Here is a 24860-nt window from a genome sequence, read left to right as displayed (position 1 = left end):
CTCCTCCATTAATTATGTTTACTTAGAATTTGTTTTGGATTATATCTCATTATCATCAATGATGGTAGCATAGTAGCAATTATCGCTATTAATATCGAAATACCAGACATCTTTCCTATGTCTAAAAGACTTATATTAACATTTAATTCTTCAATTTTATCTACAGTTGTACTAGAGCTATTCATCCCTATCATAGGTTTATTTCCTTTGGTAGGTCTATCACTAGTAACCAAATTACTCACTTCTGTTTGCTCAGTTTTCAATTCATTTGCTAATAATATATCACTCATTTTATTACTTATTGTATTACCTGCTGCTACTGAAATTACTATTGCAAGAAGTAGAACCGTTAGCACTTCAACAGTAAATTGTCCTATTATTTTAAACTTCTTTTCCCCTAATGACATAAGAATTCCAACTTCATGAATTCTATCTTTTATCGATAACATTATAATTAATGCTAAAATTGCTCCACCAAATACTGCTACTATTAAAATAGTTATTTTAGAAAATGATGCAACATTTTCAATAGGTTCTATCATTGCTTCATACTCTCTATTTCCTGCATCAAGTATAAATGTATCAAAATCAATTGATGTGCTATCTCCATATTCTAAAAAACTATCTACATTAGCTGGATCATCTAAGTAAAATGTAATTGAATCAACACCTGAATTTTCTGCTTTTCCATTTAATAGATTAACTAATGTATAAGATGAATATATATTGTTATAAGGTAACATTGCAGTATTTCTTAATCCATTATCATCAATAGATGTGTATGTTTTATATATTCCAATAACTGTAACTCCAATTAAATTCTCACCTGATATATTTGTGATATTAAATTCACTTCCAATTTCTAAATTATTTGCAATAGCAAAATTTTCTTCAATCATTACATTATTAGTACCTAAATCATCTTCAGTAAGTTCTCTACCTTCTAATAGCTCCGCTTCACCATTAACATAAGCTGATGTTGTCTTAAAATCATTTATTCCAGTGAATGTGATATCTCCCATACTACCTTTCATATTCATTCCACCACCAAATCCTTGTTTTGATGATGTTTCCTCTATTGTTTCTTCTTCACTAGCTCCTACTGCTAGTAATTCATCTAAGTTAGCTTGGATACTATTTGTAGCTAAATATGCAACAACACTTTCATTGCTACTTAGCTCATCAATATATTCTAAAGGAACTTGTACTCTAGTTATATTAAATCTTCCTGCCCCTCCCCCTTGTTTCTCTCCTTCTGCACTATTAGCAGCCATATTCTCTCTTTGCTCTTGCATTAATTTTTCTACATTCTGTGATAAAGTTACATTTGCTCCTAACTTTTACCTTGCTAATACAGCTCTGCATCAGTAGCTGATTGAATTCCAAAAGATGATAATACAACCGCTGATATAACGAACATGATACTTAATAAAATCAATGTTCTTCCTAATTTTTCTTTTAAAGTTATAATTGCTCTAAATATAAAGTCCATTTATTTCAGTCCCTTCATTAAATTTCATATTTATAATACTTATAACTAATGACAATAATATGTAAATAAAATGAAAAAGCTCTGTATTTTTCATTCTAAAAATGATTAAAAATTCATATAAAAATAAGCCGTGCAAAATTTTGCACGGCTTATTTTTACTATTATTATCTCTTTCCTGCATCAAATGTTTCACCAGCTGCTTTTGGTGCTTGTGATGATTTAGAGAATATTATTAACGCTATTAAAGTAACCACATATGGGAATACCTTTAATGCAACCTGTGGAATGCTACTTAGTTCAGGTATAGCTTGAGATACATTCGCAAGGGTAGTTGCAAATCCGAAGAATAATGTAGCTCCTAAAATACCTAATGGCTTCCATTGTCCGAATATTAATGCTGCTATTGCTAAGAATCCTAATCCAGCTACGTTACCATTAAACTCTCCTGAGTAAGTTACAAGTATTATAGCTCCACCTAAGGCTGCAAAAGCTCCTGAAATCATAACTCCTATATATCTCATCTTATATACATTAACACCTGCTGCTGCAGCTGCTTGAGGATGCTCCCCACAAGCTCTTAATCTTAAACCAAAGCTTGTCTTGTATAGTAAAAATGTAAATATAGCTAATATTAATAACACTAACCATGTAGTTATATATGATCTTGTAAATAATAGCGGTCCTATTACAGGTATATCTGAAAGTACAGGTATATCTTTTGGAATAAATCCTAATGTTACTCTTATATTACCACTTCCAGTAAGGTTTCTTGCTAAGAAAACTGTTAATGCACCAGCTATCATATTAATAGCTGTACCACTAATAACTTGGTTTGCACTTAAATTAATACTTGCAAAAGCATGTAGTAAAGAGAATAACATCCCAACTAAAGCTGCTACTAATAATCCAATCCATAATGCTCCTGGAACACCAGCTGCTTGTAGTTTTGAAATGGTGAAAGCTCCTGCAAATGATCCTACAACCATAAGCCCTTCAATACCGATATTTACAATACCACTTCTTTCACAATAAAGAGCACCTAGAGCTGCTATTAATAGTGGAATTGTATAAGCTATTGCATATGGAAATATCTGCTGAATTATTGTCCACATTATTTCTCCACCGCCCTTTCTGATGAATTAGCCTTATTTTCTAGTCTATCTTTTTTAACATTCTTAAACTTCTTAATAACTTTATCCATAACTACGCTTGTAGCTGCAAAGTATATTATTGTAGCTATTATAGTATCTGCAAGTTCTGGTGGTATTTTTACAGCTGCATTCATAAATCCTTTTCCTACATATAGTATTCCAAAGAATAACGCCGAGAAAAGAACTCCTATTGGAGTATTAGCCCCTAATAATGATACTGCGATACCATCAAATCCTTGAGAAGGCATTACACCTATTTGCATAACTGTTGCATTACCCATATACTGAATTACACCTGCAAGACCAGATAAAGCACCTGCAATCATCATAGAAATAACTATATTTCTATTAACAGGCATACCTGCATATTCAGCACCGAATCTATTAAATCCAACTGCTTTTAATTCATATCCTAAAACTGTTTTATTTAATATAAACCAAACTACAAATACTGCAACTAATGCTAGTATAATACCTAAGTTAATATATGAACCTCCGAAAAGATCACTTAACCACTTTACTCTTAATGTTGCCGTTTCTGGTAACATCCTAGATTCTGTTTCCAAATACTCACCTTTAAAGTATTTTGGAACTGTATAATATATTGTCCAGTAAGCAATCCAGTTCATCATTATTGATGAAACAACTTCGTGAACATTAAATAGTGCTTTTAATACCCCTGGAACTACTGCCCATAAAGCTCCACCTAAAATACCAGCTAAAACCATTAACGGTACTATAACAACAGTTGGTAAATCAAAGCTTAAACCTACTGCTATTGTACAAAATCCTCCAAATAACATTTGCCCAGGAGTACCAATATTAAATAACCCTGTTCTAAATGCAAAGGCAACTGAAAGACCTGTAAGTATTAATGGAGTTGCTGTAGCTATCGTATTACCAATTCTTTCAATATTCATCAATCCACCTTTGAATAGGAATTGATAACCTTTGATTGGTTCAAACCCCATAGCTAACATTAAAAGAGCACCAGCTAAAAGACCTAATACTATAGCTAATATAGACTTTAATCCTCTGTTCTTTTCCATTACTTGTCACCTCTCTTTATACCAGCCATCATTAAACCGACTTCATTTTCATCTGTTTCTGAAGCATTTACTATACCTATTAATTCACCATTATTTATAACAGCAATTCTATCTGATACATTTAAAACTTCATCTAATTCTAGTGATACAAGTAATACGGCCTTACCAGCATCTCTTTGTTCTACCAATCTCTTATGAATATACTCTATAGAACCAACATCTAATCCTCTTGTAGGTTGTACAGCGATTAATAAATCCGGATTTGATTCTATTTCACGTCCTATTATAGCTTTTTGTTGGTTTCCTCCTGAAAGACCTCTAGCTATAGATTGTCCACCTTCACCTGATCTTACGTCAAAAGTTTCTATAATATGATTTGCATACTCTCTTATCTTAGCTCTGTTAATTAACCCATTCTTTGAGAAAGGTCTCTTTTTATAAGCTTTTAAAACCATATTATCTTCTATAGTATAATCTAGAATTAATCCTCTTTTATGTCTATCTTCTGGAATATGTGCTATACCGTTATCAATTCTTGCACGAATAGAGCTTTTAGTTATATCCATATTTTTGTACGTTATAACACCTGATTCTATATGTCTCATTCCAGTTAATGCCTCAACCAGTTCAGTTTGTCCATTACCTTCAACACCAGCTATTCCAAGAATTTCACCTTTTCTTAATTCTATAGAAAAATCCTTTAATCCTAGTACTTTTTTATTATTTTTAACTGATAGCTTGTCTATCTTAAGAACTACTTCTCCAGGATTAGCTTCTTTTTTATCAACCTTAAATGATACTTCTCTACCAACCATCATTTTAGCCATTTCAGCTTCATCTGTATCTTTTACATCAACAGTTCCTATGTATTTACCTCTTCTTATAACCGTACAACGGTCTGCAGCTTCTTTAATTTCTTTTAACTTATGTGTAATTAATATAACTGACTTTCCTTCTTTAATAAGATTTTTCATTATATCTATTAACTCTATTATTTCTTGTGGAGTTAATACTGCTGTAGGTTCATCAAATATTAAAACTTCAGCATCTCTGTATAGCATCTTTAATATCTCAACACGTTGTTGCATACCAACAGAAATATCTTCTATCTTTGCATATGGGTCAACATTTAATCCATATTGTTTAGAAAGTTGCTCTATCTTTTTCGCTGCATTTTTTATGTCTACTGTCATATATTTTTTAGGCTCATAACCTAAAATAATATTTTCTGTAACAGTAAAGTTCTCAACTAATTTAAAATGTTGATGAACCATTCCTATTCCCAAATCATTTGCTACGTTTGGATTAGAAATCTTAACTTCTTTTCCTCTTATCTTTATCGTCCCTTTTTCTGGTTGATACATACCAAAAAGCATTCCCATTAAAGTAGATTTACCAGCACCATTCTCTCCTAAAAGAGCATGAATTTCACCCTTCTTTAACTGAAGTGTGATATTATCGTTCGCCACAATCCCTGGAAACTCTTTTCGAATATTCAGCATCTCTACTACATATTCCATCGGATCTCCTCCTATTTTTTTACTTATTGAAAGCTCTGTCTCAATTTTAATTATACAATATTTAATATCATTGTTAAACAATTCCATAAAGTATTTAAAAATAAATACCGAACTTTTTTTGAATCTAAAATCAACATTCAGAACTAATATACTTTTACTTTTAAACTCTATTTTATCACTCTACAGTGATACACAAATTATATTAAAATTATATATCATATCTTTCGTATTTTCAACAATTTTCGTCATATTTTGAATTGCAATATTATGTAATATAATTCCATTTATAACCTCTATCTTATTAAATCACTCTCAAAAGTTTATTATTATATTCCTCAACTTTTCGCCAGATTCCAATGTATACTTTTTCATTTGAAACATTTATATTACTTTCTTTAATTTCATAAAAAACTTTAACCACTTTATTTAATGATTTCTTTATTGAATTTATTACTACTTAAATTAACACTATTCATTCCAACTACTATTAACTTTATTTCAATTATATTTTACATCACTTACGCATTCAATTTAGTATATTCTTTTTGTTTTTAAGTATATATATTCATAAATAATAGTATATGCTTAATTCATAGTTTTAAAGAACAATCTACTTTTTTCTAAACGGAATCCTCTTTATTTTTGCATTTTACTTGAAAATAAAAAAATAGATGAGCTTAAGCTCACCTATTTCTACAAGAAAATTATTTTATTAAGTCCCCTTGTTCTCCTGAAACCACAATTTCTCCAGATTTGATCTTTTCAAATACTTCTGCAACTTTATCAGTAGTTTCTTTGCTTAAGTTTGGATTCTCAGCAGGAATACCAACACCGTCATTCTTAGCATCAAATGTTAATTGTTCTCCACCTGGGAATTCACCATCTAATTCAGCTTTAATAACATCAAATGTAGCTGTATCTATCTTCTTCATAGCAGAAGTTAAAACAACTGATTTGTTATTTGCTTCATCATATATACCATCAGCATATTGGTCAACGTCAACACCTACAACCCAAACTTCATTTCCATTAGAAACTCTTTCTTTAGCTTCGTTTATAGCACCTAGTCCAGTTCCACCAGCAGCACAGAATATAGCTTTAACTCCTCTATCGTACATAGTAGCAGCTAATTGCTTGCCTGCTGGGATATCAGCAAAACTATTTGCATATTTAACATTTTCTTCTTTTATTGACATCTTAGTTCCTAAGTTTTCGTTAGCATAAGCTACACCTTGTTGGAATCCCCAGTTAAATCTTTGAACTGCAGGAATTTCTAATCCACCAATGAATCCTAGTTCACCATCTTGTAATTCTAAAGCAGTTGCTACACCAGCTAAGAATCCAGATTCATGTTCAGCAAACATAATTGAAACTGTATTATCAGCTATAACATTGTTATAATCTCCTGAGTGTGGAGCTCCATCTAAAATTACAAATTTAGCATCTGAATATTTTGTTTGAGCTTGGAATACAGCTGTTTCAAATTTAAATCCAGGAGTTACTATAAATTTATATCCTGTATCATAAAGATTTTGAATTTCTTTTAAGTAATCAGCTTCTGTTTCTCCTGCTGGTTTTATATAGTTCTTGTCGATACCAAGTTCTGATTCTGCCTTTATTATACCTTCCCAAGTACCTTGGTTAAATGATTTATCATCAATTGTCCCAGAGTCAGTAACCATCCCGACTTTCATTGCATCTTCAGCAGGTGTTTGTCCCCCTTCTGATTTGCTTCCACATCCAACAAGACCAGTAAGCACAAGTGCAGAAAGTGCTAATGCGATTGCTCTTTTTTTCATTTTTAATTTCCCCCTCAAATAATATACTCTTTAATTTATATTGTATACGAATTATGAATTTATTATAAAACATATTATTCGTATTTTCAATACCATTTGTATCTTTTTTAATTTTTTTAGATATTTTTGTCGTAATTTACGAGTTAATAGAGAGATTTTATATTTGCACATTAATTCACTTTCAATTTTATACCATTATTTACTTTTTTTCAATACAACAACTAAATAGATACATTAATTTAATATTTTTTATTTAATTTGCACCATATAATATTTAAACAATTCACTTAACTACTCTACATCACTATAATTATATTTAATATTATCAAATATAATACTAATATCATTCTTCTAAAATCTACATAAAAACCCCTAATAAAACAGGTAAAATAACAGCTGGTAACATATTAGCTACCTTAATTTTAGTAATTCCTAAAATATTAAATCCCAGCCCTATTATCAGTAAACTACCCACTGCTGTCATATTATTAATAACTGACTCACTTAAAACATTAGCTAACATGCCTGCCCCCAAAGTTATTAATCCTTGATATATAAAAATTGTAACAGCTGAAAAAATAACTCCTATTCCTAATGTCGAAGTTAATATTATAGAAGTTACCCCATCTAATAAAGATTTTGCAAATAATGTGTCATGATTTCCTCTTAATCCGCTTTCTAATGAGCCAACTATAGCCATAGCTCCAACACAAAATAAAAGACTTGCTGATACAAAGCCTTCTGCAATTGCAATATTGCTCTTACCAACTTTATTTACCTTTCTTTCTATTATCTCACCCAATCTACTTAACCATTTATCTATATCTATTAATTCTCCTATTAAGGCTCCAATAACAATACATATTATCATCAAAAGAGTATCTTCACCTTTTAATGCTCCTGATACACCAATATATAATACACATAATCCAAGTCCACTCATTATAGTATTACTTATATTTGTTTTTAATCTTCCCTTAATTAAAAATCCAATTAAACAACCAATAACAACTGCTACACTATTAACTATCGTCCCTATCACTTACCTCAACTCCTATCTTTATTCTAACTCTAAATATTTCATATCACTTAAATATACATTAATTAACTATATTTTACCATAAAAACATATATCTGTATCAATTTTATAATTTTCTTAAATTAAATACTTTTATAGACATTTCAAACATATTCCCCTTATCTAATTAACTATTAACTAAAAAAGCTCACTTAATATGAACTGTTATTCTTAACAGTCCAATATAAAGTGAGCATATTAGCTTAACAAATTTAATCTTATAATATTAAATTAACATTATATTCTTTAAGCCATGCATTAACTTGTATTAAATAAGCTATTAATTGAGGTCCTGTCATTAATTGTCCATACCAAGGGGTCTTAAAAGATTCCCCTTTACTTTCAACAATTTCTTTAACCACATTTCTATCAATTACTTCTAATATCGGAGAAGTCTTATCATTTAAAATTTCATTCATCATACTACAAACTATTGAAGTATATACAGGATTATGAGTTTTAGGATAAGGACTCTTTTTTCTAAATAGTATTTCATCTGGTAAAATACCTACAAATGCTTTTCTTAATAGTCCTTTTTCCCTTCCATCTAACAGCTTAGTTTCAACTGGTAAATTAAATGCATAATCAACTATTCTATGATCAGCAAAAGGAACTCTTACTTCTAAGCTATTATACATAGTGGTTCTATCTTTTCTATTTAGTAAATTAACCATAAACCACTTTAAATTAAGATAGAATATCTCTCTCATTCTATAAGTTTTTGCATCTTCTCCATCTATATGAGGAACATCTTTTAATGTTTTTTCATATTGATCATTTGTAAAGCCTTCAATATCTAAATTCTTTAAATTAGAATTTAAAATTTCTCTTCTACTACTTACACTTCTTGACCAAGGAAATGTCTTTGCATTTATCATTTCTTCATTGGTAAACCAAGGATAACCTGCAAATATTTCATCTGCACATTCTCCTGATAATCCAACTACGAAATCTTTTCGTATCTCTCTTGTAAATAATAATAAAGATGAATCTATATCAGCCATACCTGGTAAATCTCTAGCTAAAGTAGATTCTATAAGCGCTTCTGCTAAATCTTTTTGACTTAAAACTACTGTCTTATGATTACTTCCTATAAATTCAGCCATTCTTTCTGCCCAATATTGATCAGATGTTGGTTGAAATAGTGATGATTTAAAATATTTATCATTATCTTCATAGTCAATAGAATAAGTTGTTAAAGTCTTTCCTCTCTCTTTAAACTCCTTTGCTGCTACTGCTGATATTATTGAAGAGTCTAAACCTCCAGAAAGAAATGTACATATAGGCACATCTCCAACTAATTGTCTCTTAATCGCATCTATTAATAGCTCTCTGACATGTTCTATAGATTCATCTGTAGTTTCATCTAATTCTCTAGCAGTAACCTTCCAGTATTCCCATATACGTTCACCATCTTTATTGATAACCATACAATTAGCTGGTGCTATTTCATTTACCCCTTTATAAATACCACTTCCAAGAGGACGAGCTGGTCCTACTGCAAACACTTCGGTTAATCCCTCTCTATCCACTTCTGCTTTTACATAAGGATGTGCCAATATAGTCTTTAGCTCTGATCCAAAAATTATAGAATTACCTCTCTTAGCATAAAATAAAGGCTTTACTCCCATATGATCTCTTGCTAAAAAAACTTGTTCTTTCTTCTTATCATAGATAGCGAAAGCAAATATACCATTTAATCTATTTATTACTTCAAGTCCCCAGCAAATATAAGATGTTAATAAAACTTCAGTATCTGAATATGACTCAAAATTAAATCCTTTATTTATTAACTCCTTTCTTAAGTCTTCAGTGTTATATAATTCTCCATTATAAACTATAGTATATTCATTGCCATCAACAATCTTAGTCATAGGTTGTCTTCCGCCTTCTGGGTCAACTACAACTAATCTTCTGTGTCCTAATAAAACATTAGTACTTACATATACTCCTTCATCATCTGGTCCTCTTCTCTCTAAAGTCTTTACCATCTTATCTACGATGCTTCTTTTATCTCTTAAATCGTTATTAAAGTCTATCCATCCTGCAATACCACACATAATTTTCACCTCTCATTAAATCCATATAATAGAATATGACGAATATTTAATTAGAGTGTAAAAATATATAAAAATATAGTTTATATATTATAAATAAACTTATTAATTCAATCATATTATAGTTATGTAATAATGATAAAAGGAGCTCTGTATGATTGATAAAAATTCTCTATTTCCATTAATACTTTCATCTATAGCCGGACTTTCAACAGTGATTGGGGCAGTTTTAGTATTTTTCACAAAAACAAAAAACAATAGATTTCTTACATTTTCTCTTGGATTTTCTGCTGGAGTTATGATAACAGTATCTTTTACAGACCTTTTTCCAGCAGCACAAGAAGCTATAAGCAAATATCATGGAAAAGCAAACGGAATACTTTGGTCAATATTATTTATGCTTATCGGTGCTTTAATGGCATTTTTAATTGATAGCTTTATACCAGACGAAGAAAAATCTCAAGTTCCAAAGGATGATAAAAATTTTGGCCTTTTCAGAGTTGGTTTAGTATCTACAATAGCTTTAATGATACATAATTTCCCTGAAGGTATTGCTACATTTGTTTCTGGTTACCAAGATGCAGCTTTAGGAATTTCCGTAACTTTAGCTATAGCACTTCACAACATCCCAGAAGGTATTGCAATAGCTATGCCAATATATTTTGCAACTAAAAGTAGAGCTAAAGCATTAAAATACTCCTTTCTTTCAGGAATGGCTGAACCCCTTGGAGCATTTATATCATTCTTGTTTTTAAAACCATTTATTAATGACTTAGTACTAGGAATAGTATTCGCTGTAGTTTCTGGTATTATGATGTATATTTCATTTTCTGAACTTATTCCATCATCAAGGGAATACGGTCATATAAAACTTTCATTAGCATCAATATTTTTAGGCGTAGCTATAATGCCTATAACACATTTATTATTATAAATTTAATTTTTTATATGAAACTTCTGTGAATTTAATAATTCTTAACATTTTTATCTGTATTTTATTAATACTTTTGGATTATTATATTAATATAGAAATTAAATTTTGTTAAGTGGAGGTTTTTATTATGAGTATTTTATTGACAATTACTCTTGGTGGAGTTATCTACACACTAGTAGAAATGACTTATAATTGCCTTAATAATATAACAATTCCATAATAAAAAGGTTGTATTGCTACAACCTTTTTATTATGTAGTAAATGAAACTAATCCTATAGATGAATTCACTCTATGTAACTTAAAGTTACAAACTTTCACTTAAGTTCATATAAATAACTAAATCAAAGATTTAGATTTTCACTCAACATTTATAGCTTCATTTATCATATCAATATAAAGTTTTTGAATTTTTTCGTATTCTAATAAACTCTTTAAATTTACTTCAACATTTATATCATTTTCATTAAACAAGCTTTCCCAAGAGTTATCTCCTTTTATATCTTTAATTATGTGATTTCCAGGTAAAACTAATAAAGGCATTATTATCACATCATCTATTTTCTTATCTTTAAGTTCTTTAAGTACAACACTCCTAGTTCTGCTACCTTCTAATGTTCCAATTATAACATTCTTATATCCTATACTTTGAAGGGCCTTTTCAATTTCCTGATAACAGTCATCATTACATACATTACCATTATCCCCGCAGTACTCATTAATTCCTATAGATGTATAACAACAATTATCCTGACATCTATTGCTACCATGCCCTACTAACACTACACACCTATCTTTATTCACATTATCCTTTATGGCATTTGCTATATTTAAAGCAGATTCTTTAGTATTTTTTCCTTTATTAATAAGTAGTGTGGGATTTAATTTAATATAATTAAACCTATCTTTATTTTCTTCTAGGATATTTCTCAACGAATCACAGTCTTTTCCATCAATCATATGTAATGGCTGCAAAATCACCTCTTTATATCCATCATTAAATAATATTTCTAAGGCCTCTTTAACATTTAAAATATCTATATTATTTTTTTCTTTCATTCTCTTTATAAGTATATTTGATGTAAATACACACTGTATAAATAGTTCTTTATCTATCGAATCTTTTATATTTTTTATAAAAGATTCAACTTGTTTATAAGCATCTAAGTTAGAACTTCCAAAACTAACTATTAATACTGATCTCTTCATTATCCTTCAAACTTTCTAAATGCATCTAAGAATTTATTAATATGTTCTTCTGTATGTTCTGAAGATAAAAATACTGCTTCATATTGAGATTGAGGTAAATTAATACCATTCTTAAGCATATGAAGGAAATATCTCTTAAATCTCTCTGTATCACAAGTCTTTACATCATTATAAGTATTAACTGCTGCTAAATCTGTGAAGAATATTGTCATCATTCCCCCTACTCTATTAACAACTATATCTATATTCTTTTCTTTTGCTATTTCTAAAAGCCCATTTTCTAATTTTTCACCTATTTTATTTATATGATTATATATCTCTGGGTTTTCTTTAAGTATATTTAAAGTTGCAAGTCCAGCTGCCATAACTACAGGATTTCCAGACATTGTACCTGCTTGATATACCCCACCTAGAGGTGCCAACTTTTCCATTATTTCTTTTCTTCCACAGTAAGCTCCACAAGGTAGACCTCCACCCATAATCTTTGCATAAGTTACAAGGTCAGGCTTAACATCAAATAAACTTTGGGCTCCTTTAAATGCCACTCTAAATCCACTCATAACTTCATCAAATATAAGAAGTGAACCATATTCATCACAAAGCACTCTAAGAGTTTCCATAAATTTATCATCAGCCTTTATAACTCCCATGTTACCAGCTACAGGTTCAATAATAACAGCAGCTATATCATCTTGATAAGCTTCAAATAAAGCTCTAACTTGTTCAATATCATTATATACACCAATTAATGTGTTTTTAACACTTTCATTAGGCACACCTAAACATCCAGCAATTCCTTCTGTTAAAACTCCAGAACCAGCCTCAACTAAAAAACCATCAAAATGCCCGTGATAACAACCTGCAAACTTTATTATTTTATTTTTTCCAGTATATCCTCTTGCCAGTTTTATAGCACTCATAGTAGCTTCTGTTCCAGAGTTAACCATTCTTACCATCTCAACATTATCTAAGTTTTCACATAAGAATCTTCCCATTTGAAGCTCTAATTCAGTAGGTGCTCCAAAAGCTATAGAACTTTCACTTATTTCTTGTATACATTTTACAATATCATCATTACAATGACCTAATATCATAGGTCCCCAAGCTAAAACAAAATCTATATACTCATTTCCATCTTCATCTTTTACTATAACACCTTTACCACTTTTCATTACTGGAGGATTTATTCCCATATCTTTATATGCTCTTACTGGTGAATTAACTCCACCTGGCATATATTTTTTAGATTCTTCAAATATTTCTCTGTTACCCATATTAATTCTCCTCTAACTGACACTCTAAATCTCTGATTAGTTCTGTGTTTCCTTTAACCATTTAGATGCCTCTAATGCATAATAAGTTATAATTATATCAGCTCCTGCTCTTTTCATAGAAAGAAGCATTTCTAAAGCTGTTGCCTTTTCATTCATAAGTCCTGCCTTCGCAGCAGCCTTAATCATTGAATATTCTCCACTTACATTATAAACACATATTGGAATATCGACAATATCTTTGGCTTTTCTTACTATATCTAAATAAGAAAGTGCTGGTTTAACCATTATTATATCTGCACCTTCTTCAATATCCATATTTATTTCTCTTAAAGCTTCTCTTCCATTTGCAGGATCCATTTGATATGACTTTCTATCACCAAACTGTGGTGCTGAATGTGCCGCTTCCCTAAACGGACCATAAAATGCAGAGGCATATTTAGCTGCATAACTCATAATAGCCACATGTGTAAACCCATTATTGTCTAATACATTTCTTATAAATCCTATTCTTCCATCCATCATATCCGAAGGAGCCACCATATCAGCTCCTGCCTTTGCATGTGATAGTGCTATTTGACCTAACTTTTCTAAAGTAGCATCATTATCTATTCTATGACCATCTAATATTCCACAGTGACCATGAATAGTATACTGACACATACAAACATCCGTTATTATATATAAATCTTTAGATATTTCTCTTATTTTCTTTATGGCTCTTTGAACTATTCCATTACTATCAAAAGCTGAACTACCACATTCATCTTTTGTATCAGGAATTCCAAATAAAATTATTCCTTTTACACCACAATTAATAACTTCATTTATTACTTCCTCTAATCTATCTATAGACCAATGATAATTGCCTTCCATAGATTTTATTTCTTCCTTTATATTTTCACCCTCAACTACAAATATAGGATATATAAAATCATTTGCTGTTAATATATTTTCACGAACCATAGCTCTAATAGCTGCTGTTTCTCTTATTCTTCTTCCTCTTTTAATCATAATAATCCTCCATATTCCTATACATCTCAACGATTTCTTCTAAGAAACCATCTTCTGAATGCTTTTTACAAATAAGAGCCTCTACTCCTCTTTCAGCTAAGGCTTTATTAGTTTGAGGACCTATAGCTATATTGGTCTTTTCCTTTATCTTTTCTAATCCAACCATATCAACCATATTTTTAACTGTTGAAGGACTAGTATAAAGAATTATATCTACTTCCTCAAAAGCTTTTGGATTTTTTATCTCACCACAAACTGTATCATATGTATGTACTCTATCAACTTTTAATCCTAAAGATTCAATTTCATCTTTTAAATATGTTCTACTTGATGATGAGCATGGTATAAGAACCTTCTCATCTTTTTTAAGTTCAGGCTCTAAAACTTTAAACAAACCTTCACCTACGAATTCTCTTGCCATTATAAAAGGCTGAATACCTCTTGCTTGTAATGCTTTCTTAGTTGCTTTTCCTATAACAGAAAACTTTGCTTTAATTTTTCTAATATCATACTCTTCTTTTACAAGATAATCAAAGAATCTATTAACTCCATTTACTGAAGTTAATATTATATGGTCATAATCTTCCAACCTATCTAAATATCCTTTAAGATTCTCTTCTGTACCTTTAATTCTTATTGAATTTATTTCAGTAACCTCAGCACCTAAATCTCTTAATTTTTCTTTCAAGCTTTGTGATTGCTCTCTAGTTCTTGTTACACAAATATTAGCTCCAAATAAAGGTTTGTTTCCATACCAATCTAATTTATCATTTAGAGATACAACCTCTCCAAATACTATTATACAAGGCGATTTCAATCCAGCTTCCTTCACCTTTTGAGATATATCAGCAATAGTTCCAACTACCTTCTTCTGCTTTGATGATGTTCCTCTCATAACTACTGCAGCTTTTGTATTTGCATCTTTACCATTTTTCAATAAATTTTCTATAATCAAATCTAAATTTTCAAGACCCATCATAAAAACTAAAGTACCTGTTTCTTTTGCTAATGCTTCATAATTTATTTTTGAACTTCCTGCAGACATCCCAGTTACTATATGAAAACTTTGTGCCATAGCCCTTTGAGTTATTGGTATACCTGCATAGTTTAAAACTGCTATAGGAGAGGTTACCCCTGGAACTACTTCGAAATCTATGTTTTCTTCTACTAGAGCTAATACCTCTTCTCCACCTCTACCAAAAACATAAGGGTCTCCACCTTTTATCCTTCCTACGATATGACCTTCTTTAGCAAGTTTTACAATAGACTCATTAATTTCTTCTTGAGTTTTATAATGACTTCCTGGCTCTTTACCACAGTAATAAATTTCACATTCTTCATTTAAATAATTTAAAATATTATTAGAAACTAATCTATCATATAACACAGCTGTACATTTTTTTAATACTCTTACAGCTTTAAGTGTTAATAACTCTTCATCTGTTGGCCCAGTTCCTATTATGTAAACTTTACTCATAACTATACTCCTAATGATTTAATATTTTTTCCGCAAGTTTAACTCCCAACTCTTTGTTATCTTCAATTTTCCCTTTTATTTCTTTTCTTATTATTTCACCATCTACTTCATAAGCGCCTATCATATATAATTCATCATCTATTATTTCTGAATAAGCTCCAATAAGACTATGACAATCTCCATTTAAAGCTGTCATAAAGCTTCTTTCAGCTTCAACAGTTATTCTTGAATTCTTACAATCTAATGCTTTAAACTCATCTCTAAATTTAGATTCTTTTAAACACTCTATTCCTAATGCACCTTGCCCTATAGCTGGCAAAAATACCTTTGGATCAAAATAATCTGTTATTATATCTTCCATACCTAATCTTTTTAAGCCCGCAGCAGCAAGGATTATTCCATCCATTTCTTCCTTCTTCATCTTTTCTAATCTTGTTTGAACATTTCCTCTTATAGGTACTATATTTAAATCTGGTCGCATCATTTTTAAAAAAGATGCTCTTCTTATACTACTTGTTCCTACTGTAGCACCTTCCTTTAAATCATTAAAATGAGTACCGTCAGCTGAGATAAAACAATCTCTAATATCTTCCCTTTCAGGTATTGCTATTATTTCAAATTCATTACTTAAAGCATAAGGTACATCTTTCATAGAATGAACAGCACAATCTGCTTCTAATCTAATTAGTGAATATTCTATCTCTTTAACAAAAAGACCTTTACCTCCAATTTTATTAAGAGACACATCTAACCTTCTGTCACCTTCTGTTACGATTAAAAGCTTCTTATAATCTAGATTTCTCTTTTCTTCTAAAAGCTTTCCTACTTTATCTGCTTGAACTTGAGCTAAAATACTCTTTCTTGTTGCTATAACTATCTCCATTTATCTCACCTCTATATAAGCACTGTAAATCTTCATCCTCTAAAAAAAGCTTAAATACAGTTTTATCTTTTCCTTTATCATAAAAAAACTTAAAATCATTAGAATTTAAAAATTCTATTACTTCCTTCTTATGATTTCCTAATACCTTAGCGTTATTTCTAAGCCTTGTTATAAAACCTATAAAATCATCAATACTACAAAGTGATTTATAAGCAATATCAGCAACCATTAATGCACCTCTAGGATTTCCACCAACAGTATTTATTCCAAAAGATATATTTTTCAAATTTCGTTGAACTGGCATAGCTGCAATACCATCTTTAAAATCAGAACAATTAATGTATAGCTTATAAGCTTCATCACATTTATCTTTTATTCTTTGTAATAACTCATTATCATTTATTGCTATTACAATTATATGTTTATCCTGAATAAAATCACTTTTATAGTCTGATTTTATTAATCTAAGGTTTTTATCTCTTATACTTAAAATATCTTCAGAAAATTCTCTTGCCAATACTTCTACGTATACATTTCTCTTTAAAAAGCTTCTTATCTTTATGATAGCAGCCTTTCCTCCACCAATTACTCCAACTCGTAATTTATTTGGGAAAAATGATAAATATATTCTTTCTATTTCTTCTCCATAAATATTCTCTTCAAAATTCTTAAGCATTCTTCCTCACTACCCTTTAATGTTTCCTCTTTTAAAACTTCTATTGCTCTATTAATGTATACATCTGTAGCGCTTTTTATAAGAGTATTTGCCAGTTGTATATCATCTTCATTCTTACACTTATGTGAAAAACTATTTATTCTTTCTAATATTACTTTATCTCTTTCTTCTTTCATTTCTTTTATATACGGAGAAATTTTACGTTGCTTATTCCACTGATTAAATTTATCAATACTTTTTTCAATAATATATTTATTTGATATCATTATCTCTTTTCTTATTTCTTTGTTTTTATCATCAATAGAACTTACCTTATCAATATCATATAAATAAACTTTATCTATGTATTTTACAGAATCCTCTACATCACGAGGAACTGATAAATCAAAAATATGTAATGGCTTATTTCTCTCTTTAATATGTACTCTTTCTATCATTAAATGTGGTGCAGAAGTACAAGTTATTAGACAATCTATATTTTCTATCTGTTTTCTAGCCTCTTCATAATTCATTACTAAAACTCTCTCATCATTAATATCATTAACTTTGTTTATATCTCTTACACCAATAATTAATGATTCAAAATCATTAGCTAAAATATATTTTGAAACTAATTTTCCTACATCCCCATATCCTATTATCATAAATTTTTTCGAATTATTTTTTATAGCTTCATTTACTGCTATAGATGCTGAAGATACAGGTATTTCATATAGCTTACTTTTTGTTCTAAATTCCTTTCCACAGCTGATTGTCATTTCAAATAATTTTTTTAATATGCTTTTTACAGTTTTTAATTCTAAAGCTTTAGAATAAGCATTTTTAATCTGCCCTAAAATTTGATCTTCTCCAAAAATCTTTGAATGAAATCCACAGGCTACATCCATAAGATGTCTTATAGCTCTTTCTTGGTTTAAAACAACACAATTATCAGCTAACTCATATTCCCACTTTAATGCTTCAAAAATCTTTTTTAATATCTCTTCATCCTTTTCTTCACAAGAGCTATTAAAATAAATTTCTGTCCTATTACATGTATTTAATATTACTACCTCATCAAATATATTATGTAGTGCTTTAAGCCCTTCTTCTAGCTTTTTAGGATTAAGTGCGAACTTTTCTCTTATATCTAATGAAATATTTTTTCTTATAGCTAATAATCTTATCATTTTATCGCTCCTAATATTTATTATTATATTTACATTATACTACTTTTTAAGTGAGTCTCCAAATCTCTGATTTAGGTAGATGAACTGTTAACTAAAAGTCTAAATCTATAATTTTGTAACTTTAAGCTACTCTAGCAGAGTACGCCAATTAATTCATCAGAATTAGTGTTTCCTTTTAACTTAACATCTATTTTTTAAGGCCGCTATAATTTAATATAGCGACCTTAATTTTAGTTTAGTTTGTTAAATTTTAATTACATAGTAGTATTCTTTCATTAGTCAGCAATTATTATACTAATCTAATTTAATATCTTACTCCGCTCCAATATACATTATTCTTTAATACAGCTTTATCTGAAAGTTCTACACCTTCTAATGCGTATTTCTTAAATTCCATAAATCCAGTTCTATCTATGATATATCCAATGTGTTCTTTTCCACCTGGAGCATCTTTTGCAATATGTTCTGTAACATATTTATAAGTGTTAGTAATTATTTTAACTATACTATCTTCATCTACCCAAACTATAAAGTCTTCAGCTAATCTTGGGTTCTTCTTTCCTGTTCTACCCATGATAACTAATCTATAGTATTTTTCCTTACTTCTAGTCCATGCACCTGTTGGACAGTTGATTACACACTCTCCACATCCAATACATTTGCCGTGATCTCTTACTGGTCTATAGTTTTCAGCATGTATAGCTCCTGTTGATTTCTTGTTACAAGCTCTTACGCAAGCACCACAAGATACACACTTATTTTTATCGAATTGAGGCTCAGTCATACCTAGTATTCCAAAGTCGTGCATTCTAGCTTTTATACAGTCATTATGACATCCAGTTAAAGCTATTTTAAAATGTAAGTCATTTGGGAATATAGCCTTTTCTATTCTCTTTGCGAACTTAGAAGTATTATAGTTAGCAAAAGGACAAACATTATTTCCTATACATGCTGATACATTTCTTGTACCTGCTGCATTATATCCATCTCCAGGATTTTCTTGGTTTATTTCTAATCCTTCAATTATAGGTTGAAGCATCTTATTAACTGCATCCATATCCTTGAAGCTTATTCCTGGTATTTCAAATCCTTGTCTAGTAGTTATATGTACAGTTCCGTTTCCGTACTTATCAGCTATTTCTTGAATTAATCCTAAATATTCAGCTTTTAGATGTCCTCCTGGAACTCTAACTCTTGAAGCTGTAACTCCTCTAGTTTTAGTTATTCTAAAAGCATTCTTTTTAAGCTTTTTAGTATTTATATCCATAACTTCTGCCTCCTAATTAATCTATTAAAAGTTTACCCTTAGTGTAGTTGAATACTGGTCCATCTAAACAGATATAAGTATCATCTATCTTACAGTGTCCGCACTTACCTACTCCACAACACATTTTTCTCTCTTGAGAAATCCAGATATTTTCTTCTTTAACACCAAGTTTTAAGAACTCTAAAACTGTAAACTTCATCATCATTGGAGGTCCAACTACAACTACTTCTACGTTTTCTAAGTCTTTTAGTTTAAGCTCTGCAACATACTTTGTAACAAGTCCTGTATTTCCTGTATATCCTTCTTCAGCTTTATCAACTGTTATTATTACATTTAAGTTTTTCTTCCATTCTTCTATATCAGCTTTAAATAGTACATCTTCAGGTGATTTGAAGCCTGAAATTAAAGTGAATCCATTAGCATCTTGAGGATTTCTTGAGAAGTATTCTACTATTCCTCTTACTGGTGAAAGTCCTGTTCCCCCAGCAACAACAACTACTTCTTTTCCTTTATAGTTATCTATATCGAAACCATTTCCGTATGGTCCTCTCATAAATAACTTGTCCCCCTTATAGTTCTTGAAGATTTCATCAGTAACTTTACCAACTCTTCTTATTGTTAAGTCAACATATCCTTCTCCAATTCCACTTACAGATATAGGAGCTTCCCCGTACTTAGGAAGTGAAACTTCAAAGAATTGCCCTGGCTTTACATCTCCTGTAAATGCCATTCTAAAAGTATATTCTATTGAAGTATGTTCAATAACATCTAATATTTCTGATATAAATGGTTTGTATATATTGTTTGTCATCTATTTCACCTCATCCATAGCTTTCTCTAATTTATTTATGCAGTTTGAGAATGATATGTATTCAGGACATATATCGTCACATCTTCCACAACCTACGCACATGTGGTATCCCCACTTCTTCTTGTAGTCATAAACCTTGTGAAGAGCTTTAAATCTCATTCTTTGTCCCTTATCATTTCTGAAGCTATGTCCTCCAGCCATATCTGTGTATCCATCAACTTGACATGAAGCCCATACTCTTCTTCTTTCACCTGATTTTTCGTTTTCTTTGTAGAAAATATCTTGCATTGTGAAGCATGTACATGTTGGACATACGAAGTTACATCTTCCACATGCTATACATCTTTCTGAATATTCATCCCACATCTTAGATTTCATTACTTCTTGAGTTAAATTTTCTGGAATATTAACTTTAACTTCATTTTCAGTTACGAAATCTGGAGTTACATCTACTGATTCGTTGTTGAATTTATCCATAAGGTCTTTGAATTCTTCATTTTTAACATCTAAGTAAACTTCATTTCCATTAACTTTTATGTACATGTCATACTCATCAGTTGTGTTTGTTCCCATATTTACGCAGAAACAATTTTCAAAGCTTTTTTCGCATCCCATTAATACAAATTTAGCTTTTTCTCTTATCTTCTTGTAAAATGGATCTTCAAATCCATTTCTTAAATATATATCATCAATTCTTCTTAAAGAATTTATATCACAGCTTCTTAAGAATATTAATGGAGCCTTTTCTTCCATATCAGCTTCTTTCATTTCATTTTCTGTAAAGAAGAATAATGTCTGAGAAATTGGAAGTAAAACTTCTTTATATGAAAATTGAGATTTTTTATTGAACTCAATTTCTTCAACTCTTGATACTTCTTCATATCTTACTATATCAGTATCTGAGAATCTTCCTTTTCCTTCTAATACCTTAGGAGCATATATCTTGTACTCCTTTGATAATTCTTTTAATGCGCCATTAAAATTTTCTATATCAAACTTATATCCCATTTGAACACCTCTTAATCAACTTTATTTTATTAGGTTAAAAGACTTCCTACTCAAATTGTTATTCTTATCTTTGTTATTAAACTAACAATAATCTATGTTTTTATTATAATTTTTGATAGAAAAAAAGACTGTGATTAATATCACAGTCCTTTAAAAAATTTCGAAAGCCTATCTTTGTCCTTAATTATAATTTTTTTATTATCATTTATTATTAAATCTTCTTTACTTAAAAGTTTTAATGCTCTCGATATAGTTTCACGGGGTGCGCCAAACATATCAGCTAAATATGTAACACTTATGTTTAATTTTATTAACGTTCCTTCTTCTACTTCTTCTCCGTAGTCCTTTGCTAATTTCCACAGTTTAGCTGCAACACGCTTTTCGACTTTTATAGGTGTTGAATTCTTCATTTGCCTATATAGTCTCCTAATTTTTAATGCTTGAGCCTTAATAAAAATCTTTGTTAAGTCAAAATCACTTTTCATTATTTCAAGAAAAATCTTTTTATCTATAGATAAGATTTGTGCTGTTTCAAATACTTCACAATTTATTGAAGATGGAAGATCATCAATAGCATAATCATTTATTATCTTACCTGCCCCTAATATAAAAATTATCTTCTTTTGAGCTGATTCATTCATTTTATATAATGATACTTTTCCTGAATATAGTATATATATTCTACTTACAATCTCCCTATCCCTAAAAACATGACTCCCCTTCTTATACTCCTTCATATCACAATGCTCGCTTAATAGCTTTAATGTTTCATCTGATAGCTCTTGAAATAGTTCCATGTCTTTAAGTTCTTCTAAGCTTATCTTAACCATAATCTCACCTAATAATTTTATTTTATATATTTAAAGCTCTGTAAATCGCTTTAGCTACTCCATCATTATCATTTGTGTCAGTTATGAAACCTGCTAACTCCTTTATTTCAGGTATAGCATTTCCCATAGCGCATGCATTTTTAAACTCTGTAAACATAGAATAATCATTAAAACTATCCCCTATAGGCATAACTTCATCTCTTTCTAATCCCATCTTTTCAGCTACCTTTGCAAGTATTAACCCCTTTTGGGCTTGCATGTCACTAATTTCTATATCATTATCAAAAGTTGATACTACTGATAGTCCTGGTAACTTCTTTAATTTTTCTTTAATACTCTTAATTAATTCAACATCTTTATTAAAAGTTATAATTTTATATATATCTATTTTATCATCCATTAGCTCATTTATACTATTAAAAATAGTAATTTTTCTTCTGCCAATAAATTCCTTTAAAAATCCTTGAATTTCCTCATCACTATGTTCAGGATTTAAAGACCTTACCCTATCTTCTATTGAAGCTTTAACTTTTTCATAATCTGATGTTAAAGTTCCTTTATTAGTAAAAAGCTCTATACATAAATCTGCTTCTTCCATAATCTCCATAACAACTTTAACTTTCTCTTTATCAATTGTTATATTTTCAAGAATATTTCCATTCCTATCTCTATATTCAGAACCATTCATTAAAATATATTCACAATCAAGATTAAATTCATCTGCAATTGGTTTAACACCATCATAACTTCTCCCAGTAACTATAGCAAATTTCACACCTAGCTCTTGTGCTTTTCTTATAGCTTCAATATTTCCTTGTGATATAGTGTGATTGCTATTTAGTAATGTTCCATCCATATCTGATGCAATAAGTTTAATCATAATTATCTCCTTCTACCTACATTTATTATTTAATTCTTACAACTGTAAAACTTTCACAAATTATTATACCAATTATTATATATTTTTGTTTTCAAAATTTAAAATAAAGAAAAGATAGAAGTATTCTTTAACAAATACCTCTATCTCTTTATCAACTTATTATTTTGTAATTAAGCTGCTTTTTCTTGTTTATCTTTCTTATAGCTATCTTTAAATAACATGAAGAAACGTAATAAAATATATCCAATTAACATTGTTGTTACATAAATTTGTATTCCTGCTAATTGATTAACTGCGTTTCCAGCAGCTTCATATCCTTGAGCTATTAAATAAGCTGACATTTTATTTGAAGCAACTATTCCTATAGCCATAGGGAATGTTAATGCTGCAAATCCTGGATGGAAATCAAATGAGAAGAACTTTGGTAATCTCCATAATATAAATATAAATGCAGCTAATACTAAAGCATATAAATAATATACTATTATTGCATTCGGTTCTTTAATAAAATTAAAGTAACTCACTAAGCAAAGACTTGATGGTGCAAGTAATATTGCTTGAGTGTGGAATACTGGATCTTTAATTTCATGTTTTACTAATCTATAAATCATAAATGGCATTATTATAGTAAGCACTGCTATACCATAAAATACAACTATCTTACCAATAAGAGGTTCATTCATAACTCCGCCAACAACAGTAGAAACCATTATTCCATTATATGTTACAAACCAGCTTGGAACGAAAGTTTGCATATTTACACCTTTAATAACATTTCTATATGTAAATATTAAAATATGAATTGCATGTAATATTAAACCAGTAAACCATAAAGTCTTACCAAAGACAGCACTTGCATTGTAAAAATAACTACCTACAATCATAGTTATCATTGTAGCTCCTGCATAAAGCGAAGCTGGTACAGTGTTTGAATATTCCTTCTTAAAAGTATCAAAATGGAATATAATTTTTGTTAAATAAACTAATAAAATTATTATTGCCGCCCATGTAGTAATATGTCTTACCCATGTATAACCCATACCTGAATAAACATTTCCTAACGTTAAGGCTCCCACCATAGTAGGTAAAATCGCAACTGGCATGTTTTGGACCTTTTGTAAAAATGATTTATTACTCATAATTACCTCCTAATTCAATTAAAATTTCTAGTTTTTGTTAAGTTTTTAACTCTTTTCCCGAAACGTCTCTCTTCACTTGTAATTATATATAACTAATTCTTTAAAAACTGTGATTAATATCACGTTTTACTTGGTATTTTAATATTTT

At 29.8% G+C, this 24860-nt stretch carries 22 protein-coding genes; 1 reads left to right on the top strand and 21 read right to left on the bottom strand.

Annotation, left to right across the window (positions count from 1 at the left end; all coding sequences use genetic code 11):
• Positions 1-8: 8 nt before the first annotated feature.
• The 8 genes from H8S10_RS06515 to asnB form a co-directional block, all read right to left on the bottom strand.
• A complete protein-coding gene (locus H8S10_RS06515; protein WP_186838346.1) occupies positions 9-1274 on the bottom strand; it encodes an ABC transporter permease in 1266 nt (421 codons plus the stop codon).
• Positions 1275-1348: 74 nt separating this feature from the next.
• Positions 1349-1492 carry a hypothetical protein gene (locus H8S10_RS06510; RefSeq protein ID WP_186838345.1) on the bottom strand — a complete coding sequence of 48 codons (144 nt, stop codon included), beginning with the start codon at positions 1490-1492 and terminating at the stop codon, positions 1349-1351.
• Between the two features lie 164 nt (positions 1493-1656).
• Complete coding sequence (locus H8S10_RS06505; protein WP_055266488.1) at positions 1657-2604, bottom strand: ABC transporter permease; 948 nt, start codon at positions 2602-2604, stop codon at positions 1657-1659.
• The gene (locus H8S10_RS06500) at positions 2604-3692 is read right to left on the bottom strand and encodes an ABC transporter permease (protein WP_186838344.1); all 1089 of its coding nucleotides are present in this window, start codon (positions 3690-3692) and stop codon (positions 2604-2606) included. Before H8S10_RS06500 ends, H8S10_RS06505 begins: the two co-directional genes overlap by 1 nt.
• Entirely contained in the window at positions 3692-5212 is a 1521-nt protein-coding gene (locus H8S10_RS06495) for an ABC transporter ATP-binding protein (protein ID WP_055266484.1), read from the bottom strand. Before H8S10_RS06495 ends, H8S10_RS06500 begins: the two co-directional genes overlap by 1 nt.
• Positions 5213-5916: 704 nt before the next feature.
• Positions 5917-7011, bottom strand: coding sequence for a BMP family ABC transporter substrate-binding protein (locus H8S10_RS06490; protein ID WP_055266482.1), 1095 nt, complete (start codon positions 7009-7011; stop codon positions 5917-5919).
• Between the two features lie 358 nt (positions 7012-7369).
• Positions 7370-8053 carry a DUF554 domain-containing protein gene (locus tag H8S10_RS06485; RefSeq protein ID WP_186838343.1) on the bottom strand — a complete coding sequence of 228 codons (684 nt, stop codon included), beginning with the start codon at positions 8051-8053 and terminating at the stop codon, positions 7370-7372.
• Between the two features lie 254 nt (positions 8054-8307).
• Positions 8308-10149, bottom strand: a complete 1842-nt coding sequence (gene asnB, locus H8S10_RS06480) for an asparagine synthase (glutamine-hydrolyzing) (protein WP_186838342.1) — start codon at positions 10147-10149, stop codon at positions 8308-8310.
• A gap of 151 nt (positions 10150-10300) precedes the next feature.
• Here asnB and zupT point away from each other — a divergent pair, with 151 nt between their 5' ends.
• Positions 10301-11080, top strand: a complete 780-nt coding sequence (gene zupT / locus H8S10_RS06475) for a zinc transporter ZupT (protein ID WP_055266476.1) — start codon at positions 10301-10303, stop codon at positions 11078-11080.
• Between the two features lie 358 nt (positions 11081-11438).
• Here zupT and H8S10_RS06470 read toward each other — a convergent pair whose 3' ends face one another.
• From H8S10_RS06470 to H8S10_RS06410, 13 genes are all read right to left on the bottom strand, one after another.
• Complete coding sequence (locus H8S10_RS06470; protein WP_186838341.1) at positions 11439-12287, bottom strand: sirohydrochlorin cobaltochelatase; 849 nt, start codon at positions 12285-12287, stop codon at positions 11439-11441.
• Positions 12287-13561, bottom strand: a complete 1275-nt coding sequence (gene hemL, locus H8S10_RS06465; RefSeq protein ID WP_186838340.1) for a glutamate-1-semialdehyde 2,1-aminomutase — start codon at positions 13559-13561, stop codon at positions 12287-12289. Before hemL ends, H8S10_RS06470 begins: the two co-directional genes overlap by 1 nt.
• Before the next feature lie 36 nt (positions 13562-13597).
• Positions 13598-14572 carry a porphobilinogen synthase gene (gene hemB / locus H8S10_RS06460; protein WP_055266470.1) on the bottom strand — a complete coding sequence of 325 codons (975 nt, stop codon included), beginning with the start codon at positions 14570-14572 and terminating at the stop codon, positions 13598-13600.
• Positions 14565-16049 carry a uroporphyrinogen-III C-methyltransferase gene (gene cobA / locus H8S10_RS06455; protein ID WP_186838339.1) on the bottom strand — a complete coding sequence of 495 codons (1485 nt, stop codon included), beginning with the start codon at positions 16047-16049 and terminating at the stop codon, positions 14565-14567. Before cobA ends, hemB begins: the two co-directional genes overlap by 8 nt.
• A 10-nt stretch (positions 16050-16059) precedes the next feature.
• Positions 16060-16932 carry a hydroxymethylbilane synthase gene (gene hemC / locus H8S10_RS06450; protein ID WP_186838338.1) on the bottom strand — a complete coding sequence of 291 codons (873 nt, stop codon included), beginning with the start codon at positions 16930-16932 and terminating at the stop codon, positions 16060-16062.
• Positions 16877-17608: an NAD(P)-dependent oxidoreductase gene (locus tag H8S10_RS06445; RefSeq protein WP_186838337.1), complete on the bottom strand. Its 732-nt coding sequence runs from the start codon at positions 17606-17608 to the stop codon at positions 16877-16879. Before H8S10_RS06445 ends, hemC begins: the two co-directional genes overlap by 56 nt.
• On the bottom strand, positions 17566-18777 hold the full coding sequence (gene hemA / locus H8S10_RS06440) for a glutamyl-tRNA reductase (protein ID WP_186838336.1): 1212 nt from the start codon (positions 18775-18777) through the stop codon (positions 17566-17568). Before hemA ends, H8S10_RS06445 begins: the two co-directional genes overlap by 43 nt.
• A gap of 304 nt (positions 18778-19081) precedes the next feature.
• A complete protein-coding gene (gene asrC, locus H8S10_RS06435) occupies positions 19082-20044 on the bottom strand; it encodes a sulfite reductase subunit C (protein ID WP_055266460.1) in 963 nt (320 codons plus the stop codon).
• Positions 20045-20060: 16 nt separating this feature from the next.
• The gene (gene asrB, locus H8S10_RS06430) at positions 20061-20855 is read right to left on the bottom strand and encodes an anaerobic sulfite reductase subunit AsrB (RefSeq protein ID WP_055266458.1); all 795 of its coding nucleotides are present in this window, start codon (positions 20853-20855) and stop codon (positions 20061-20063) included.
• On the bottom strand, positions 20856-21863 hold the full coding sequence (gene asrA, locus H8S10_RS06425; RefSeq protein WP_055266456.1) for an anaerobic sulfite reductase subunit AsrA: 1008 nt from the start codon (positions 21861-21863) through the stop codon (positions 20856-20858).
• A 140-nt stretch (positions 21864-22003) separates the two neighbouring features.
• Entirely contained in the window at positions 22004-22693 is a 690-nt protein-coding gene (locus H8S10_RS06420; protein WP_055266454.1) for a Crp/Fnr family transcriptional regulator, read from the bottom strand.
• Between the two features lie 22 nt (positions 22694-22715).
• Positions 22716-23573, bottom strand: a complete 858-nt coding sequence (locus tag H8S10_RS06415; RefSeq protein ID WP_055266452.1) for a Cof-type HAD-IIB family hydrolase — start codon at positions 23571-23573, stop codon at positions 22716-22718.
• A 170-nt stretch (positions 23574-23743) separates the two neighbouring features.
• Complete coding sequence (locus H8S10_RS06410) at positions 23744-24712, bottom strand: TDT family transporter (RefSeq protein WP_055266450.1); 969 nt, start codon at positions 24710-24712, stop codon at positions 23744-23746.
• Between the last annotated feature and the right edge of the window lie 148 nt (positions 24713-24860).

This window comes from Clostridium sp. NSJ-49 (genome assembly GCF_014287725.1).
GTDB lineage: Bacteria > Bacillota > Clostridia > Clostridiales > Clostridiaceae > Clostridium > Clostridium disporicum_B.
The sequence above is the reverse complement of the archived record's forward strand: the minus strand, read 5'-3'. Positions and strand labels throughout refer to the sequence as shown.

Coding starts and splice junctions, on each gene's coding strand:
- H8S10_RS06515 (WP_186838346.1), bottom strand. CDS start 1,274: ATGGCTGCTAATAGTGCAGAAGGAGAGAAACAAGGGGGAGGGGCAGGA.
- H8S10_RS06510 (WP_186838345.1), bottom strand. CDS start 1,492: ATGGACTTTATATTTAGAGCAATTATAACTTTAAAAGAAAAATTAGGA.
- H8S10_RS06505 (WP_055266488.1), bottom strand. CDS start 2,604: ATGTGGACAATAATTCAGCAGATATTTCCATATGCAATAGCTTATACA.
- H8S10_RS06500 (WP_186838344.1), bottom strand. CDS start 3,692: ATGGAAAAGAACAGAGGATTAAAGTCTATATTAGCTATAGTATTAGGT.
- H8S10_RS06495 (WP_055266484.1), bottom strand. CDS start 5,212: ATGGAATATGTAGTAGAGATGCTGAATATTCGAAAAGAGTTTCCAGGG.
- H8S10_RS06490 (WP_055266482.1), bottom strand. CDS start 7,011: ATGAAAAAAAGAGCAATCGCATTAGCACTTTCTGCACTTGTGCTTACT.
- asnB (WP_186838342.1), bottom strand. CDS start 10,149: ATGTGTGGTATTGCAGGATGGATAGACTTTAATAACGATTTAAGAGAT.
- zupT (WP_055266476.1), top strand. CDS start 10,301: ATGATTGATAAAAATTCTCTATTTCCATTAATACTTTCATCTATAGCC.
- H8S10_RS06470 (WP_186838341.1), bottom strand. CDS start 12,287: ATGAAGAGATCAGTATTAATAGTTAGTTTTGGAAGTTCTAACTTAGAT.
- hemL (WP_186838340.1), bottom strand. CDS start 13,561: ATGGGTAACAGAGAAATATTTGAAGAATCTAAAAAATATATGCCAGGT.
- hemB (WP_055266470.1), bottom strand. CDS start 14,572: ATGATTAAAAGAGGAAGAAGAATAAGAGAAACAGCAGCTATTAGAGCT.
- cobA (WP_186838339.1), bottom strand. CDS start 16,049: ATGAGTAAAGTTTACATAATAGGAACTGGGCCAACAGATGAAGAGTTA.
- hemC (WP_186838338.1), bottom strand. CDS start 16,932: ATGGAGATAGTTATAGCAACAAGAAAGAGTATTTTAGCTCAAGTTCAA.
- H8S10_RS06445 (WP_186838337.1), bottom strand. CDS start 17,608: ATGCTTAAGAATTTTGAAGAGAATATTTATGGAGAAGAAATAGAAAGA.
- hemA (WP_186838336.1), bottom strand. CDS start 18,777: ATGATAAGATTATTAGCTATAAGAAAAAATATTTCATTAGATATAAGA.
- asrC (WP_055266460.1), bottom strand. CDS start 20,044: ATGGATATAAATACTAAAAAGCTTAAAAAGAATGCTTTTAGAATAACT.
- asrB (WP_055266458.1), bottom strand. CDS start 20,855: ATGACAAACAATATATACAAACCATTTATATCAGAAATATTAGATGTT.
- asrA (WP_055266456.1), bottom strand. CDS start 21,863: ATGGGATATAAGTTTGATATAGAAAATTTTAATGGCGCATTAAAAGAA.
- H8S10_RS06420 (WP_055266454.1), bottom strand. CDS start 22,693: ATGGTTAAGATAAGCTTAGAAGAACTTAAAGACATGGAACTATTTCAA.
- H8S10_RS06415 (WP_055266452.1), bottom strand. CDS start 23,573: ATGATTAAACTTATTGCATCAGATATGGATGGAACATTACTAAATAGC.
- H8S10_RS06410 (WP_055266450.1), bottom strand. CDS start 24,712: ATGAGTAATAAATCATTTTTACAAAAGGTCCAAAACATGCCAGTTGCG.